This window comes from Diaphorobacter sp. HDW4B, assembly GCF_011305535.1.
GTDB lineage: Bacteria > Pseudomonadota > Gammaproteobacteria > Burkholderiales > Burkholderiaceae_C > Diaphorobacter_A.
In genome coordinates this window covers 96,155-111,496 of the sequence record NZ_CP049905.1, presented here as the reverse complement: position 1 = coordinate 111,496, position 15,342 = coordinate 96,155, and the positions used below count along the sequence as shown (strand labels likewise).

Annotated in this window: 17 protein-coding genes; 9 read left to right on the top strand and 8 right to left on the bottom strand. The window is 61.6% G+C overall.

Going from position 1 to position 15,342, the window contains the following annotated elements; all coding sequences use genetic code 11:
- Window positions 1-60 precede the first annotated feature (60 nt).
- The 4 genes from G7048_RS00535 (at window position 61) to G7048_RS00520 (ending at window position 2,810) form a co-directional block, all read left to right on the top strand.
- Complete coding sequence (locus G7048_RS00535; protein WP_166066291.1) at window positions 61-393, top strand: YbaB/EbfC family nucleoid-associated protein; 333 nt, start codon at window positions 61-63, stop codon at window positions 391-393.
- A gap of 34 nt (window positions 394-427) precedes the next feature.
- On the top strand, window positions 428-1,018 hold the full coding sequence (gene recR, locus G7048_RS00530) for a recombination mediator RecR (protein WP_166066290.1): 591 nt from the start codon (window positions 428-430) through the stop codon (window positions 1,016-1,018).
- Between the two features lie 108 nt (window positions 1,019-1,126).
- Window positions 1,127-1,525 carry an MAPEG family protein gene (locus G7048_RS00525; RefSeq protein WP_166070714.1) on the top strand — a complete coding sequence of 133 codons (399 nt, stop codon included), beginning with the start codon at window positions 1,127-1,129 and terminating at the stop codon, window positions 1,523-1,525.
- Window positions 1,526-1,754: 229 nt separating this feature from the next.
- Entirely contained in the window at window positions 1,755-2,810 is a 1,056-nt protein-coding gene (locus G7048_RS00520; protein ID WP_166066289.1) for an ABC transporter substrate-binding protein, read from the top strand.
- Between the two features lie 118 nt (window positions 2,811-2,928).
- Here the strand turns inward: G7048_RS00520 and G7048_RS00515 are convergent, their stop codons facing one another.
- Window positions 2,929-4,545, bottom strand: coding sequence for a transglycosylase SLT domain-containing protein (locus G7048_RS00515; RefSeq protein WP_166066288.1), 1,617 nt, complete (start codon window positions 4,543-4,545; stop codon window positions 2,929-2,931).
- Window positions 4,542-5,318: a hydroxyacylglutathione hydrolase gene (gene gloB / locus G7048_RS00510; protein ID WP_166066287.1), complete on the bottom strand. Its 777-nt coding sequence runs from the start codon at window positions 5,316-5,318 to the stop codon at window positions 4,542-4,544. Before gloB ends, G7048_RS00515 begins: the two co-directional genes overlap by 4 nt.
- On the opposite strand from gloB, the gene G7048_RS00505 reads away from it, so the two are divergent.
- Both G7048_RS00505 and rnhA read left to right on the top strand, forming a co-directional pair.
- Window positions 5,317-6,153 (top strand): class I SAM-dependent methyltransferase, encoded by an 837-nt coding sequence (locus G7048_RS00505; RefSeq protein ID WP_166066286.1) that lies wholly within the window; start codon window positions 5,317-5,319, stop codon window positions 6,151-6,153. The genes gloB and G7048_RS00505 overlap by 2 nt on opposite strands.
- A 7-nt stretch (window positions 6,154-6,160) precedes the next feature.
- Complete coding sequence (rnhA, locus tag G7048_RS00500) at window positions 6,161-6,610, top strand: ribonuclease HI (RefSeq protein ID WP_166066285.1); 450 nt, start codon at window positions 6,161-6,163, stop codon at window positions 6,608-6,610.
- A 7-nt stretch (window positions 6,611-6,617) separates the two neighbouring features.
- Here the strand turns inward: rnhA and G7048_RS00495 are convergent, their stop codons facing one another.
- From G7048_RS00495 to moaA, 5 genes are all read right to left on the bottom strand, one after another.
- Complete coding sequence (locus G7048_RS00495) at window positions 6,618-8,513, bottom strand: hypothetical protein (protein ID WP_166066284.1); 1,896 nt, start codon at window positions 8,511-8,513, stop codon at window positions 6,618-6,620.
- 115 nt (window positions 8,514-8,628) lie between these two features.
- Window positions 8,629-8,952, bottom strand: a complete 324-nt coding sequence (locus G7048_RS00490; RefSeq protein ID WP_166066283.1) for a thioredoxin family protein — start codon at window positions 8,950-8,952, stop codon at window positions 8,629-8,631.
- 78 nt (window positions 8,953-9,030) lie between these two features.
- Window positions 9,031-10,326: a gephyrin-like molybdotransferase Glp gene (glp, locus tag G7048_RS00485; RefSeq protein WP_166066282.1), complete on the bottom strand. Its 1,296-nt coding sequence runs from the start codon at window positions 10,324-10,326 to the stop codon at window positions 9,031-9,033.
- Complete coding sequence (locus G7048_RS00480) at window positions 10,327-10,818, bottom strand: GNAT family N-acetyltransferase (protein WP_240933112.1); 492 nt, start codon at window positions 10,816-10,818, stop codon at window positions 10,327-10,329.
- Between the two features lie 96 nt (window positions 10,819-10,914).
- Complete coding sequence (gene moaA, locus G7048_RS00475) at window positions 10,915-12,057, bottom strand: GTP 3',8-cyclase MoaA (RefSeq protein ID WP_166066281.1); 1,143 nt, start codon at window positions 12,055-12,057, stop codon at window positions 10,915-10,917.
- A 221-nt stretch (window positions 12,058-12,278) separates the two neighbouring features.
- Between moaA and G7048_RS00470 the strand changes: the two genes are divergently transcribed.
- Entirely contained in the window at window positions 12,279-13,055 is a 777-nt protein-coding gene (locus tag G7048_RS00470; protein WP_240933111.1) for a type IV pili methyl-accepting chemotaxis transducer N-terminal domain-containing protein, read from the top strand.
- Window positions 13,056-13,076: 21 nt separating this feature from the next.
- On the opposite strand, the gene G7048_RS00465 is transcribed toward G7048_RS00470, so the two are convergent.
- Window positions 13,077-13,634 carry a DUF2889 domain-containing protein gene (locus tag G7048_RS00465; RefSeq protein WP_166066278.1) on the bottom strand — a complete coding sequence of 186 codons (558 nt, stop codon included), beginning with the start codon at window positions 13,632-13,634 and terminating at the stop codon, window positions 13,077-13,079.
- Between the two features lie 155 nt (window positions 13,635-13,789).
- On the opposite strand from G7048_RS00465, the gene G7048_RS00460 reads away from it, so the two are divergent.
- A complete protein-coding gene (locus G7048_RS00460; RefSeq protein WP_166066277.1) occupies window positions 13,790-14,326 on the top strand; it encodes a DUF962 domain-containing protein in 537 nt (178 codons plus the stop codon).
- 168 nt (window positions 14,327-14,494) lie between these two features.
- Complete coding sequence (gene ppa, locus G7048_RS00455) at window positions 14,495-15,034, top strand: inorganic diphosphatase (protein WP_166066276.1); 540 nt, start codon at window positions 14,495-14,497, stop codon at window positions 15,032-15,034.
- The last annotated feature ends 308 nt before the right edge of the window (window positions 15,035-15,342 follow it).

The following is a 15,342-nucleotide window of genomic DNA, read 5'->3' as shown; positions in this document are numbered from 1 at the left end:
TCGCTGTTTCGGGCGTTTTTCACCCATTCATTCATTTCATAAAAAGCAAAGGAATTCACCATGTTCAACAAGGGACAGCTCGCCGGTCTGATGAAGCAAGCTCAGGCGATGCAGGACAACATGAAGAAGGCTCAGGACGAGCTGGGCAACATCGAAGTCGAAGGCGAATCCGGTGCCGGTCTGGTCAAGGTGGTGATGACCTGCAAGCACGACGTCAAGCGCGTGACCATCGACCCCAGCCTGCTGGCCGACGACAAGGACATGCTGGAAGACCTCGTGGCTGCCGCTTTCAACGCCGCCGTGCGCAAGGCTGAAGAAACATCGTCGGAAAAGATGGCCAAGATCACCGCGGGCATGCCCGGTCTGCCAGGCGGCATGAAGTTCCCATTCTGATTTATTGCAAGCTGAGAGAGAAGGCCGCGCGCGCATGTCTGACACCAGTTCTCTGGACGCTCTGATTCAGGCGCTGCGGCGCTTGCCGGGCGTGGGCATCAAGTCGGCGCAGCGCATGGCTTTTCACCTGTTGCAGCACGATCGCGAGGGCGCGCAGATGCTCTCGCGCGCGCTGCACGAGGCGTCCAGCTCGATCCGCCATTGCGAGCGCTGCCACACCTTCACCGAAGCGGCCATCTGCGAGGTCTGCAGCGATCCGGGGCGCGATGTCTCGCGGCTGTGCGTGGTCGAAATGCCTGCCGACCAGTCGGCCATGGAGCGTACCGGCGCGTTCAAGGGCCTGTACTTTGTGCTGATGGGCCGCCTGTCGCCGCTCGACGGTGTGGGCCCCAAAGACATTGGCGTCAAAAAACTCATCGAACGCGCGACCGATGGCATGGTGCAGGAAGTCATTCTCGCCACCAGCTTCACCGCCGAGGGCGAAGCCACGGCCTATGCGATCGGCGAGGCGCTGAGGCCGCGCGGCTTGCAGGTCACGCGTCTGGCGCGCGGCGTGCCGGTGGGCAGCGAACTCGAATTCGTCGATCTGGGCACCATTGCTCACGCGCTGGCTGACCGTCGTTAGCGCATAGGTGACCGCGCAGGCATTTTCACCCCCTCGGTGAGGTGCGGGTGACCTAAAATGCTCTTTTTTTAATAGCTGCAAATCAGCAAAGAGGGAAAGAGCATGTCCATGCATGTTGCGCGTTTCACCGTCGCCTATTGGTGCATTCTGATCGCCGTGTTGTTGCCCATTGGCTGCGCAATGCTGGCCAAGCGCGGCAGCTTCAGCATGAACAAGGACAACCGCGATCCGCGCCGTTGGCTGGCCCAGCAAACCGGCTGGCGTGCCCGTGCGAACGCCGCTCAGGCCAACAGCTACGAGGTGCTGCCGTTCTTCATCGGCGCGGTCATCATCGCCCACCAACTCGGAGCCTCGCAGACGCCGCTTGACATGCTGGCGCTGGCCTTCGTGTTCCTGCGCGTGCTCTACATCGTGATGTACGTGGGGGACATGCCCATGGCGCGCAGCATGATCTGGGCGGCAGGCTTTGCGGTGAACATCGGCATCTTTTTTCTGGGCTATCACTGAGGAGCCAAGAGTCCGGGATCGTGATTCCCGGCTTCTTCGATGCTTCCGGCGTGTTCGACGAACGCAGGCCTGAAAGCGGACTGACAAAGCGCAGGCTGCTCGCATTTCGCTAGCGAATTCCGGGAACTATTCCGGTATTTCCGGTCTACGTAGTTCTCCGCAAGGATTGCCCCGGATGACGTTCAGGGCGACAATCAGGCATTATTGCTGCACTGCAGCATTCATTCACATGGCCATTTCATCCATCACCCGCCGACAACTGGGCCTGCGAGCAGCATCCGCGCTCGTGGCGTGCGCCGCTGGTTCCCAGTGGCCTGCGCAGGCGCAGCTGGGCCCGCGTACGAATGCGCCGTTGCGCATTGCGGTGGGTGGCAAGGGGGATTTGTACTATCTGCCGCTCACGGTGGCCGAGCGTCTCGGGTATTTCCGCGACGAGGGCCTGCGTGTCGAGATCGAGGATTTCCCCGGCGGCTCGCTGGCCATGGAGGCCGTGCGCAGCGGTCAGGCCGATGTGGGCTGCGGAGCCTATGAGCGCTTGATCGAGCAGCAAGCCATGGGCTTCAACTACCGCAGTCTGGTGCTGATGGGGCGCACGCCGCAGATGGTGCTGGCCGCATCGATCCACAACTGGCCCAAGAAGCCGCTCAGCAATTACAAGGACTTGCGCATCGGCATCGCCGCACCGGGATCGTCGTCGCAGTTCTTTGCCAATCTGTGGCTGATTCAGGCAGGCATTTCAGCAGAGCAGGTCGAGTTTGTGGGCGTGGGCAGCGGCTCGGGAGCGATCACCGCGTTGAAGCAAGGGCGCATCCACGCGGTGTGCCATGTCGATCCGCTGATCACTTTGCTGGAGCAGCGCGGCGAGGTGCGCATTCTGGCCGACACGCGCTCGCTCAAGGGGTCGGCGGATTTCTATGGCGGCCCCATGCCGGGTGCCTGCATGTATGTGCCGCAGATGTTCGCCCAACGCCGTTCGCGCGAGGTGCAGTCGCTGGTGAATGCGATGGTGCATGCGCTCAAGTGGATGCAGACCGCTGGCCCGGTGGATCTGGCGCGCGTGGTTCCGATGCAGTACTGGCTCGAAGACCGTGGTGCCTATCTGGCGGCGTTCGAGAAGGTGCGCCAGACGCTGTCGCCCGATGGACTGATGCCCGGCGAAGGCCCGGCCACGGCGCTCAAGGCGATTGCCCGTTTGCGCGAGAGCCAGACGGCACCGCGCGTGAATCTGGCGCTCACCTACAACAATGAATGGGTGATGCGTGCCAAGGAAAAATTTCAGGTGTAGACGACAACGGGTTTGTCGATTTCCAAAGATCTCCAAAGATTTTCAAAATTTTTTCAAAGACTCCCAACGCAAATGGGCCAGCAATCGCTGGCCCATTTTGTTGGTCGCTGCTGAGTGATCAGCGCTTGCGTTTGGCGGCTGGTGCGGCGGAAGCGGCTGTCTTGCGTGGGGCCGCAGCAGCCGACTTGGCTGTTGTTCTGGCAGGCGCTGCTTTGGCGTTGTTGTTGCCTTTGCTCTTGGCTGCGGTCCGGGTGCTGGAGGACTCGGCCTGTGCCTTGGCGTGTCTGGGGTTGTTGGCGAAAGACGCAGTCGTCAAGCGCACGGGCAGATACATGGTGACCTGCTCGCCACCCTTGAAGCGGCTGCTGGTCTTCACGTCGTTCCAGTCGGCCACGTCGGTGGCGCTGACCTTGTAGCGTGCAGCAATGGCGGCGACGGTCTCACCGCGCTTGGTGGCGCGCACGACAGTGCGGCGGTTCACGATTTCGGGCGTGAACGAGATCTGGCCGTTGTCGGCCAACTGGCTCGATACGTCTTGCTGGGTGGTCGCGGCGCGCGGAATCATCAGGGCGGAACCAGCCTTGATCATCATGCGTGGCGGAATGCCATTGATCTTGCGCAGGTCGGATTCGTCGATACCGAGGCGGGTGGCGGCGTTGGCCACGGTCATGGTGTTGGGCACGCTCCAGACCGTCCAGCTCGCATATTGACCTTGGTTGCGCGCTTCGAGGTTCTTGCGGAATACCTGCGCGTTGTCCCAGGGCAGCAGGATGCGCGGTGTGCCTGCGGCCAGAATCACGGGCTTGTGGAATGAGGGATTGAGCGCGCGGAAGTCTTCTTCGCGGATGCCGGCGAGGCTGGCGACGAGGGATACGTCGATGTCGCGCGTGATGTCCACGGCCTGGAAGTAGGGGTGGTTCTCGATCAGCGGCAACTCGGAGTTGAAGCGTGTCGGATTGGCCACGATGTTCTTCACCGCCTGCAACTTGGGCACGTAGTAGCGCGTCTCGTTGGGCATGTTCAGCTCTTCATAGCTGGTGCCGAGGCCGAGTTTCTCGTTGCGAGCGATGGCGCGAGCCACGCTGCCTTCGCCCCAGTTGTAGGCGGCCAAAGCCAGATGCCAGTCGCCGAACATGCCGTAGAGTTTCTGCAGGTAGTCGAGCGCGGCCTTGGTGGAGGCCAGCACGTCGCGGCGGTCGTCGCGGAAGGCGTTCTGCTTCAGGTCGAAATAGGTGCCCGTGGCGGGCATGAACTGCCACATGCCGGCGGCCTTGGCGGTCGAGACGGCTTGCGGATTGAATGCGCTTTCGATATAGGGAAGCAGTGCCAACTCGGTCGGCATGCCTCGGCGTTCCAGCTCTTCGACGATGTGGAACAGGTATTTGCTCGAACGCTCGGTCATGCGGAACATGTAGTCCGGACGCGTGGAGTACCACTGCTCGCGGTCACGCACCAGATCATTCTGCAGATCGGGCATGGAAAAGCCGCGGCGAATGCGGTCCCACAGATCGGACGGCGCGCGGATGCCGGTGACATCGTAGTTGGAGCCCGTCAGCTCATAGGGCGAGATGGGGGACAGGGGAGCGGTGGGATAGCTGGGGGTGATGTGCTTGGCCGCGGCGGTGGTTTCCGTCGCAGGCTTGGCCTTGTGCGCGCTGGGCGCTGGGGCATTGTTGGTCGCGCAACCAGCAAGCCAGACGAGGCTGGCGAGTCCGAGAATTTGGAGAAGTCTCATCGGAAGTTGTTTTTCCATTCACGCAACGCCGCCAGAACGGACGTCGCATCGCTTGGGTTGGTGCTCGCATTGAATGTCTTGGCCGACTGGGCGACCTCGGATTCGCGCGTGCGAAGAAACGGGTTGACCGCCAACTCGGTGGCAATGCTGGACGGCAGCGTGGGCTGGTCGGCATTGCGGAGCTTGATGCAGTCTTGCTGGTACTTGAGCAGCGCAGCGTTGCCGGGTTCCACGGCGCGCGCAAATTTCAAGTTAGAAAGTGTGTATTCATGGGCGCAGCACACGCGCGTGTTGCCGGGCAGGGCGGCGAGCGCATCGAGCGAGGCGCGCATCTGCTCCGGTGTGCCTTCGAACAGGCGTCCGCAGCCGCCGGAAAACAGCGTGTCGCCACAGAACAGAATGGGCGTGCCATCCATGTCGGGGCAGAAAAAAGCAATGTGCCCGGAGGTATGGCCGGGCACATCGATGACCTGGAACTTCAGGCCCATTTCCTCGACCACATCCCCTTGAGCGAGTCGGGTGATCGGCTCGGGCATGATCTCGTTGGCAGGGCCATAGACGCGCGCGCCGGTGCCAGCATGCAGATCTTCGACGCCGCCGACATGATCGCCGTGGTGATGCGTGACTAGAATGGCTGCCAGCGACAATCCGGAGCCGCGCAGCACGTCGAACACGGCGTCGGCATCGCCCGGATCCACCACGATGGCGTTTTTTCCATCGTGCATCATCCAGATGTAGTTGTCGGAGAAAGCGGGCAGTGGCAGCAGGTTCATGAACAGCGAAATTATAAGTTTGCACGACTGGCTTACGACTCCCCCGGGACGCTATGTACTGGAGTGGGAGCAGGAGCGCTTTGACGAGCTTGTCGCGGACCGCTTTGGCTACCATGCGCTTCAGCTCGGGATGCCCCGGCTGGCGGGCTTGCGAGCCAATCGCATGCCACATCGTTTTCTCGCACTGGGTCAGGCGCAGGCCATGATACTAGAGAGGCAGGCGCTTGCCGATAGCGAGGGTCCCGACGATTCAAAAGAGTCATTGCAAGCAGCCGACCTGCATGCCGAGCCCGAAATGCTGCCCTTTGACGAGGCCAGCCTCGACCTTGTGCTGCTGCCGCATTCGCTGGAAGACTGCACCGATCCTCACGCTGCCTTGCGTGAGGTGGGGCGGGTGCTGGTGCCCGAAGGCCAGGTGGTGATCAGCGGCCTCAACCCGTACAGTCTTTGGGGCCTGCGGCAGGCACGCTCGCGTCTGCACCGCAGGCTGGGGCTGGGCGGCGCGCTGTATTTGCCCGACAAAGGCGAGTTCATTGCCCCCGCGCGGCTGCGTGACTGGCTGCGTTTGTTGGGCTTTGAATTGGATTCAATTAGTTTCGGTTGTTACAGGCCAGCCGTGCGCTCCAGTCATTGGCTGGACACTTATGCATGGATGGACGCGCTCGGGGCCAAGTGGTGGCCGATACTGGGCGCGGCCTATGTCATTGTTGCGACCAAGCGAGTGCAGGGCGTGCGGCTGATCGGCCCGTCCTGGCGCTCGGCCGCTCAAAAAGCACCTGCGCCATCGCAGGTGCCCGTGGCGCATCAGCAGCCACATCGTTTTCATCAGGAGTAGTTTTTCAGTGACGCAAGTAGTGATTTATACGGACGGAGCCTGCAAGGGCAATCCCGGTCCGGGTGGTTGGGGTGCCGTGCTCAGCTCGGGAAAGTCCGAGAAGGAATTGTTTGGTGGCGAACTCGACACCACCAACAACCGAATGGAATTGCTTGCAGTGATCGAGGCGCTCTCGGCCCTCAAGCGTCCCTGCGAGGTTGCGCTCTATCTGGACAGCCAGTACGTGCGCAAGGGCATCACCGAATGGATTCACGGCTGGAAGAAAAAGAACTGGCGCACCGCAGGTGGCGACCCGGTCAAGAACGTCGAACTGTGGAAGCGCCTTGACGAGTTGGTCGCCAACGCCGGTCACCAGATCGAATGGCACTGGGTCAAGGGCCACGCGGGCGACCCGGGCAACGAACGCGCCGATGGACTTGCCAACAAGGGCGTGGAGAAGGCGCTGGGGCGTATCTGAGTCCGAATTAGCGACCTGATTCGCTGGAGGTGCGTGGCGTCAGCAGGAATGCGGTGGGCGTCACCGTCTCGACGTGGAACAGCGCCTCGTATTTCTTCGGATTGAACGTGAAACGTTTGGCGTTGATCGCCAATCTGCGCACATGGAAGGGCTCCATGGCGTTGAGCAAGTCCTGGGGCTCCAAAATTTCGGCCAGATAGGGTGGCCTATGGGTGTTGGGCTTGGTGAATTGGGAGTAGCGCCCCGGGCCAAACCAGTCGCCCATGGTTTCTCCGTCGTAGAAATAGATGGCGTTCTCAAAGCCCACATGAAGAATGCGCTCGTTGGCCGAAAGCTTGGTTTGGCTGGCATGGCGGAACAGTTCGTAGCCGTCACGTCCGTTCAACGTGGCCTGCCACTGGGATATCTTCGTCTGGAAAAGCGTGATGGATTCGGGGATCACGAACGCTGCCCCTCCTGCGAGAAGCAGAATCGGAAGCGCGCAATTCACGTACTGCCAAGCCTTGCTCTGCTGCAGCGCATTCCACCAGCCTTGCGGGACGAGCACATAGAGGAAGTAGGCCCCCAGAAACGCCGCGGCCGGAAACATCGGCATCAGATAGCGGCCGAGCGGAAATAGCTGTTGCCAAATCAGCAAGTAGGCAAGAAGCGTGATGGCCAGTGGCAACAGACCAGCGCGCCGTGCGGTGGGTTGAAAAACCACCAGCAAGCCCAGAGCGCAGGTCAGCACCTTGGCGTCCATCATGGAGACGAACCACAGGCGTGGATCCCGCGTGACACCCTGAACGTCGAGATCGAGTCGCTGCAACTGCATGTCGGTTGCGCTCCACAGGTAATGACCGAAAAAATTGCCGCCTGCAGGATGGATGGGGTCACCTGAAATCACAAAGCTGCGCACGTACCAGCCCACGCCAAACAGCGTCGCGCTCGCGATGTACACCAGCGTGGATCGGCTTTTCCAGCCGAGGCGATGGATCAGTGCCAGACTCATGAGCCCAACGAAGATGGCTCCGAACAGTTTGGTGCCGATGGCCGTGCCTGCAAGCAATCCGCAGACGAGGGCGGCGGCGGGCAGGCAGGTGTCGGCGGGCCGCTCATGCCGCAACAGCACCACGCACACCATGAATGCCCAGCCGTACAGCGAGAACAGATGGTCGATGTAGGCGTAGCCCAGCGTTTCGTACAGCGGCTCAAGCAGGCAAAAGCCAGCGACAGCCAACAGCGCGAACCAACGACTTTTCGTGAAATGTTCGGTTAAGCCGTAGATGCCGAGAATGGTGAGCGAAAGCGGTACTGCATTTGCGAGCACTTGGGCAAAGGTCTCGCCGCCAGCCAGAAGCGACACGGCAAACAGCAGATTGGCGTTGGCGGGAAACAGCGGAAAACGCAACCACGGATTGACGCCGAGCGATTCAGTCTCCAGAAAGAATCTGGCAAGCGGCAGGTGAAAGCTGGTGTCGTCCCAGTTGCCGGGTGCGCCCGAGCTCCATGCAATCAGGTAGGTGCCGACGACGAGCATCAACAGCAACGGTGACAAACACTCGCCGAGCGAGACGCGCTGGCGGATCGAAGGGGGACGACGCAATGTGGCATACCTTGCGAGACCAAGGCATGTCACCCACAGGGATACGCAAGCGATGAGAACTGCAGGGCCGGTCAGCGCCCCGAGCAATCCGAGCAGAAACAACCCTTGTGTGACGAGCGCCAAACCCGTTGTGGCGCTGATGAACCATTTGAGCGAGACGGGCAGTGGGCCACTCCAGCTTGCATTGCCAGCAGAGCCGCCGAGCAGGCGGAGTGCGGAAATGAAGGCGTGACCGAGCGTTGTTGCAAACAGCAGAACCAGGACAAACCAACCGTTTTCAAGCCAGCCAGCGCTGGCGGGGTTGGGGGTGTAGAGCATGGATGGGCTTTGCGTTCTTTTGACGGAATCGAGAGCTGCGCCGGAAGTGCATGGGCAGCGCGGGCCTTGGGCAAGGCCGCGTATTATGGAACCAGCACCGCAAGTCGATGTGGGTTCAAATCAGCTTTTCAATCGCCTCGTGAATGCTCTGCGCGCTGTCCGGGCGCACCATTCGGTCGACTTCCTTGCCGTCGCGCAGAAAGATCAAGGTCGGCCAGAGCTTCACGCCGAAGCTGCGTCCCAGGCGCTGGCCCGAGCCGTCTTCCACCTTGATGTGCGCCACGTTGGCCTCGTCTTCCAGCGCTTGCTCGATCAGCGGCTGCGCGCGCTGGCAGTGGCCGCACCACGGTGTGCCAAACTCCAGAACGGCCGCGCCAGTGAGTTGGTCTATGGCTTCGCGTGAAGGGGCTGTGGCGGCGTGGCGGCTGGTGAAGGGCATAGGTTGTCTCCAGAGTATTCAGGCCGCATTGTGCTCCGGCCGAGCAGATGCTTTCAGGTGCGGGGGCGACAGTTCGCGTCAGATCACGCCTTCAAACATCATCACTTCCACGGTCTCGCCTAGCTGGATGGTTGCGGCTTCATGGGGCAAAACGATCAGTCCATTGGCGTGCACCATCGAGCTGAGCATGCCCGAGCCTTGTTCGCCCGTAGCGCACACGTGCAGCGAACCGTCGGGCGCTTGGCTGACGATGCCACGCTGGAACTCGGTGCGGCCGGGGCGCTTGCGCAGGGTTTCGGTGCAGATGGCCCGCAGACGTGGCGGTTCGGTGCGCTGGCAACCCTGCATGTTGCGCAAGGCGGGCCGGACGAACGCGAGAAACGTGACCATTGCCGCGACCGGATTGCCCGGCAGGCCGAAGAGCACGCAACGGTTGCTGGTGCTTTCTTCTTTGTCTTTGTCCAACCAGCCGACCGCCATGGGGCGACCGGGGCGCATGGCGATGCGCCAGAACGCGACGTCGCCCAGACGTTTCATCATGGCCTTGGTGTGGTCGGCATCTCCGCCGCTCACGCCGCCGCTGGTGATGATGGCGTCGGCGCTGTTGGCGGCCTGACGGAACGTGCCTTCGATCAATGCGGGTTCATCGCGCACGGTGCCGAGGTCGATCACCTGAATGCCAAGGCGCGTGAGCAGGCCGAACAGCGTGTAGCGATTGCTGTCGTACACGGCACCTGGGCGTGGCGGCTCGCCGGGTTTGAGGATTTCGTCGCCGGTCGAAAAATATGCCACTCGCAGGCGGCGGCGCACATGGATGCTGCAAAGCCCCAGACTGGCCAACAGGCCGAGCGCGGCGGGAGTGACCAGTTCGCCATCGGCCAAGGCCACGCCGCCCTGCATGAGGTCTTCGCCTTTTTTGCGGCAATTGGCACCTGATTGCACGGTGTTTGCGGCGATCAGGATGTGACCTTGCTCGGTTGTGCTCGTGCGCTCGATGGGCACCACCGTGTCCAGCCCTTGCGGCATGACGGCACCGGTCATGATGCGCACGCATTCGCCTGTCTTCACCTCGCCCGCCCATGCATGTCCGGCGAGCGCTGTGGCGACGCAGCGCAACTGCAGTGGTGCGTTCGCCTGAAGCTGACCGCCATCGAACGCAAAGCCGTCCATGGCCGAGTTGTCGTGCGGCGGCACGCTGACGGGCGAGATCACGTCGCCAGCGACCACGCGACCGAGCGCGTCCAGCAGCGGGACGATTTCGGATTCGGTGATCGGTGTGACCATCTGCGCAAGAAAGTCGCGCACCGCATCGACGTGCATGTCGCTCCCGTCGTGGGGGGCGATGCTGGCGGCGATGGAGTTCAGGGAAGTCATTCAGGAAGACACATTCAATTCAGGGCAGCCGGGCAGGGCGCGGACCATCAGCAGATGGTCGTGACCGACGCCGTCGACCACGATGGCGCGCGGCATTCTGCCGTAAGGCTTGAAGCCCGCGCGTTCATAAAGGCGAACGGCGCGTTCATTGCTGGCGGTGACGCCCAACTGCAGCAATTCGAGCCCGACAATCTGTTCTGCATGGGCGATGCAGGCTTCCAATAATTTTCTCGCGATTCCTTGGTGCTCGAAATTGACTTTGATCATGACCGCGTTGATGTGGCCCATATGGCGCTTGAATTTGGCGTCCTCGCGCTCGAAGCCGATGCTGCCCACGAGTTCGCCCGCATCCGTGAATGCGCCCAGATAGAAAGGCCCGTTGCCGGGTGTCGAAAACCGCGCCGAATACACCGCTGGCGGTCGGGTGACCGCCGTGGCGTAGTCCGTCGAGAAGGCCTCGGGCGTGCGCAGCAGCGACGCGTCGCGCAGCACCTTGTAGGCGGGCGCGTCGGCGGCTTGGAGAAGGGCGATGCGGATGTTGGCGGCGGAAATGACGGACTCCCCCGAAAACGGGCTGTGACGGTGAGTTTAGCCGCCGATGTAGCTCATCTCGACGCGGCGCTTGGCATGACCGCCGGTGTCGTGCGGCAGGCTGGCGCGCAGTTCGGAATAGCGATCCGTGCGGCCCTGCCAGATGTGGGCGATGGCGGCGGCGATCTCGTCGTCCGTGGCCGTGCCGCGCAGCAGGCTGCGAAGGTCGTAGCCTTGCTCGGCGAACAGGCACAGATAGAGCTGACCCTCAGTGGAAAGCCGCGCGCGGTTGCAGTCGCCGCAGAAGGCATGGGTGACGCTGCTGATCACGCCGACCTCGCCCTGGGCCGGATCGTGCACGCCGTTCGCGTCGGCATAGCCCCAGCGCTTGGCGGTTTCGCCCTTGGTGCTGGCGGCCAGCGGAATCAGCGGAAACTCGCTTTGCAGCAACTGGATGACCTCGTCGGACGGCAGCACCTCGTCCATGCGCCAGCCGTTGGTGGAGCCCACATCCATGTATTCGATGAAGCGCAGCGTGATGCCCGTGCCGCGGAAATGGCGTGCCATGGGCAGGATTTCGTGGTCGTTCGTGCCGCGCTTGACGACCATGTTCACCTTGATGTGCTCGAAGCCCACCTTGCGGGCGGTCTCGATGCCGGAGAGCACTTCGGCTACCGGAAAGTCCATGTCGTTCATGCCGCGAAAGATGGCGTCGTCCAGACTGTCCAGACTCACCGTCACGCGCGAGAGCCCGGCATCGCGCAGCGCCTGCGCCTTGCGCGCGAGCAGCGAGCCGTTGGTGGTGAGGGTGAGATCGGGCACCTTGCCGTCCAGCGTGCGCAGATTGGCGAGTTGAACGATGAGCTGCTCGATGTTCTTGCGCAGCAGGGGTTCGCCGCCCGTCAGGCGGATCTTGCGCACGCCAAGGCGCATGAACTGGCCCGCGAGCCGGGTGATTTCCTCGAAGCTCAGCAGGGCGCTGTGCGGCAGATACGGATAGTCCTTGTTGAACACATCCTTGGGCATGCAGTACGAGCAACGGAAGTTGCAGCGATCGGTGACGCTGATGCGCAGATCCCGGAGCGGTCGCTGGTGGGCATCGCTCAACTGCGCGGCAAAGTCCGACGGCGCACCTTCGGGCACGACGGCTGGCAATGCGCCTTTGCGCTGATCGACGATGGGGATGACGCGTTCTGCCATGTGGGTGTTTTTGTTTTCTACAACTGCCTGTGCAAGCAAGCCTTGAAGCGCTTCAATTTCTGGAGCAGGCACCATCAATATCGCACGACTATTGGTTGCGATCAGGCCATGTTCATAAATTCAAGACTTAGGGTTTGCCCTTGCGCAAAATCCGCTGCATGAACAATTTTGATACAAATCTGATCGAGCCAGTTCCATGCCGCAATAGTCGCAGGGATGCTGTGCGTTTGTTGATCACGGCCATCTGTGCACCTGCGGCGGTTTCACTGTCGGCCCAGGAGCGCATGGCGATTGCCACGGCCATCAACCGCACGGCCAAGTTTCGTGCTTTGTCGCAGCGCATGGCCAAGGCATACGGGCAACTATATCTGAAGACGCTCCCCGAGAAGACCCGTGAGGTCTTGCAGCAGACGCGCCAGCAGGTGCAGGCGGGCCTGGCGGAACTGGAGCGCCAGAACTGGCCGAAGGAGGTCGCGCGTTTCATCGCTGACGTGCATGGCAGTGCGACCAAGCTCGACTCGCTGGCGGCTGCGCCTGTCACCAAGGAGGGTTTCATGGCTGTGTCCCAGCAGTCCAACGACATGCTCAAACTGGCCAACAGCGCCACGGAGGCGTTCGAGAAGCTGACCCAGACGCCCTCGGCACGCTTGGTGAACGTGGCCGGTCGCCAACGCATGCTCTCGCAGCGCGTGGCCAAGAACTACACCTTGATCGCCGCAGGTTTCGACTCGCGCGAGGTGCGCGAGCAGATGGCGGGCGATCTGGGGCTGTTCCAGACGTCGCTCAAGCAACTGGCCGACGCGCCGATCACCACGCCCGCGATTCGCACGGCGCTGGAATTGGGGCAGGGGCAGTTTGTCTTCTTCGACGCAGCCATCAAGCGCCAGCCGGATGCGCGCGGCCTCGAAGACGTGGCAACCACCAGCGAACGGCTGCTGCAACTGATGGACGAACTGACGCAGTTGTATGAAGCAGCGCTGCAGTCGGTGATCGGCTGATCGGACCACCGACCAAGCCGTTTACTTTGCAGGAACCTCGGTTCTGCGTCCGTAGAACTGGGGGAAGAATTCCTTGACGCCCGGGCCGTTGAAATCCCAGCCGGTGCATTGGTTGAGGTGGCGCGGCGGCTCGTCCCCCACGCTGCTGAAGACGGCTGGCATGGTCTGGAATGCGGCCGTGGCCAGGTTGAACAGCAGCTCGCGGATATGCGTGCAGCCTGCGACGCCGCCCAGATTCTCCTGGATGGCCTTGCGCCAGCCGCGCGACATGCTGCAGCCGACCATGGACTGGATCGACGCCAGCGCCTCGGGGCAGCCGCCCAGCGGATGGGCGTCCATCGAGGCTTCGATGGCCTGCACGACGAGCTGGCGGTTGACGGTCACGCGCAGCCACATGTGGTGGATGGGTTCGCCCGCGCGGCGGATGATGCTGGGGTCGCGGATGAACGGTGTGTCCTCGGCCTTGCTGTCGTGGAGTTCGCCCTCTATGTCCCAGAGTCCATCTTCGCGCTCGAATCCTTGGTAGGTGACGCGGCGGACATGGCGGGCGGTGCGGGCAACGGGTGGAGACAAAGGCATTTTTTATTCGGATCGTGGCGGGCTTGGGATGCTTTTGGGATTGCGCTGGCGCAAAACTTGCCTCATTGTGCGGGAGAGACAAAAATCTTGCTGTCGCCTCGGTTCTTTCCGACGGAAGGCGACGGCCAACGGATGCCGCAGGAACCCCACAAATCATGCGAAACCTGAATGCGCAACTGACGCAATACGCCGAATACCACCGCGATCCGCGCAATATCCAGACGCATCTGGTCGGCGTGCCGATGATCATGCTGGCCGTGGTCATTTTGTTGTCGCGGCCGGTGTTCCTGACGCTGGGCGGCCCGGCGGGGCTGCCGGTGACTCCGGCGCTGGTGGTCGCGCTGGCGGTTTGCGTGTTCTATTTCTTGCTTGATCTGCGTTATGGCTTGTGCATGGCGCTGCTGATCGCCGCCATGCAGGAAGTAGGGCTGTGGTTTGCCGGGCAATCAACGGCGATCTGGCTGACGTCGGGCGTGGGCCTGTTTCTGGTGGGCTGGGTGATTCAGTTCATTGGCCATTGGTTCGAAGGGCGCAAGCCGGCGTTTGTCGATGATGTGATCGGACTGGCCATCGGGCCGCTTTTCGTTCTTGCCGAAATGGGCTTTGCGTTGGGGCTGCGCCGCGAGGTCCAGCACGCGGTGGAACAGGGCGCAGGGCCGGTTCGCAGGCGCGAGCGTGGTGCGGCATCCTGAGATGCTTCCTGAGGTTTATGGCCCCTCATCGGTGTGCGAAAGCTGCACGCAAGGGGCTTGGTCTTAAAATAAGCGGTTTCCCACTTGGCGAAATGTCCTGATGGACAGTGTCCAAGGCGGGCAAAACACCCATTTCTTCCATTCACTCAGAACAGAACTGTTGAGACCATGTCCCTGAACAACGTCCCTGCTGGCAAGAACCTGCCTGAAGCCTTCAACGTCGTGATCGAGATTCCCATGGAATCCGATCCCATCAAGTACGAAGTGGACAAGGAATCCGGCTGCATTTTTGTGGACCGTTTCATGACGGCCGCCATGTTCTACCCAGCCAACTACGGCTATGTGCCACAAACCCTGTCCGGCGACGGCGACCCAGTCGACGTGCTGGTGATGACCCCCTACAAGCTGCCCCCAGGCGTGGTCGTGCCTTGCCGCGCGCTGGGCATCCTGAAAATGGAAGACGAAGCCGGCATGGACGGCAAGGTGCTGGCTGTTCCTACCGCCAAGATCCTCAAGGAATACGCCAACATCAAGACGCTGGGCGACGTGCCTGAGATCAAGCTGAAGGCCATCGAGCACTTCTTCGCTCACTACAAGGATCTGGAAGCGGGCAAGTGGGTCAAGGTGCTGGGTTGGGGTGGTGCGGACGAAGCACACAAGGAACTGACCGACGGCGTAGCCAACTACGAAAAGTCCAAGAAGGCTTGATTCATGCCTTGAGGGTGGGGAACCATCCTTTGATTGCAGAGGCCCGCTCGCTTGTTGTGAGTGGGCTTTTTTGTTTTTACGAAGCCTTTCGGCTTCGATTGGTGAATCGTTTTGAGGCGGCAATATCGCCCTTGATACTTTGTTGCAGAGCCTTGCCGTACGGGAGTACTGTCTGCGGCTCTGCGTCGCGTCTCAAGGGCGATCTTGCCGTTGGGGCTGTGGATCGAGTGCCCTGCGCGCTGCTGGGGCCCGGTTTTGAATGCGGGGGCCGTCTGGATGTGCTGCTTTTGCTGTTGCTGTGTTGTTGG

Excerpts from the sequence above, each read along its gene's own strand:
- G7048_RS00535 (WP_166066291.1), top strand. The coding sequence starts at position 61 with ATGTTCAACAAGGGACAGCTCGCCGGTCTGATGAAGCAAGCTCAGGCG.
- recR (WP_166066290.1), top strand. The coding sequence starts at position 428 with ATGTCTGACACCAGTTCTCTGGACGCTCTGATTCAGGCGCTGCGGCGC.
- G7048_RS00525 (WP_166070714.1), top strand. The coding sequence starts at position 1,127 with ATGCATGTTGCGCGTTTCACCGTCGCCTATTGGTGCATTCTGATCGCC.
- G7048_RS00520 (WP_166066289.1), top strand. The coding sequence starts at position 1,755 with ATGGCCATTTCATCCATCACCCGCCGACAACTGGGCCTGCGAGCAGCA.
- G7048_RS00515 (WP_166066288.1), bottom strand. The coding sequence starts at position 4,545 with ATGAGACTTCTCCAAATTCTCGGACTCGCCAGCCTCGTCTGGCTTGCT.
- G7048_RS00505 (WP_166066286.1), top strand. The coding sequence starts at position 5,317 with ATGAACAGCGAAATTATAAGTTTGCACGACTGGCTTACGACTCCCCCG.
- gloB (WP_166066287.1), bottom strand. The coding sequence starts at position 5,318 with ATGAACCTGCTGCCACTGCCCGCTTTCTCCGACAACTACATCTGGATG.
- G7048_RS00495 (WP_166066284.1), bottom strand. The coding sequence starts at position 8,513 with ATGCTCTACACCCCCAACCCCGCCAGCGCTGGCTGGCTTGAAAACGGT.
- G7048_RS00490 (WP_166066283.1), bottom strand. The coding sequence starts at position 8,952 with ATGCCCTTCACCAGCCGCCACGCCGCCACAGCCCCTTCACGCGAAGCC.
- glp (WP_166066282.1), bottom strand. The coding sequence starts at position 10,326 with ATGACTTCCCTGAACTCCATCGCCGCCAGCATCGCCCCCCACGACGGG.
- moaA (WP_166066281.1), bottom strand. The coding sequence starts at position 12,057 with ATGGCAGAACGCGTCATCCCCATCGTCGATCAGCGCAAAGGCGCATTG.
- G7048_RS00465 (WP_166066278.1), bottom strand. The coding sequence starts at position 13,634 with ATGCCTTTGTCTCCACCCGTTGCCCGCACCGCCCGCCATGTCCGCCGC.
- G7048_RS00460 (WP_166066277.1), top strand. The coding sequence starts at position 13,790 with ATGCGAAACCTGAATGCGCAACTGACGCAATACGCCGAATACCACCGC.
- ppa (WP_166066276.1), top strand. The coding sequence starts at position 14,495 with ATGTCCCTGAACAACGTCCCTGCTGGCAAGAACCTGCCTGAAGCCTTC.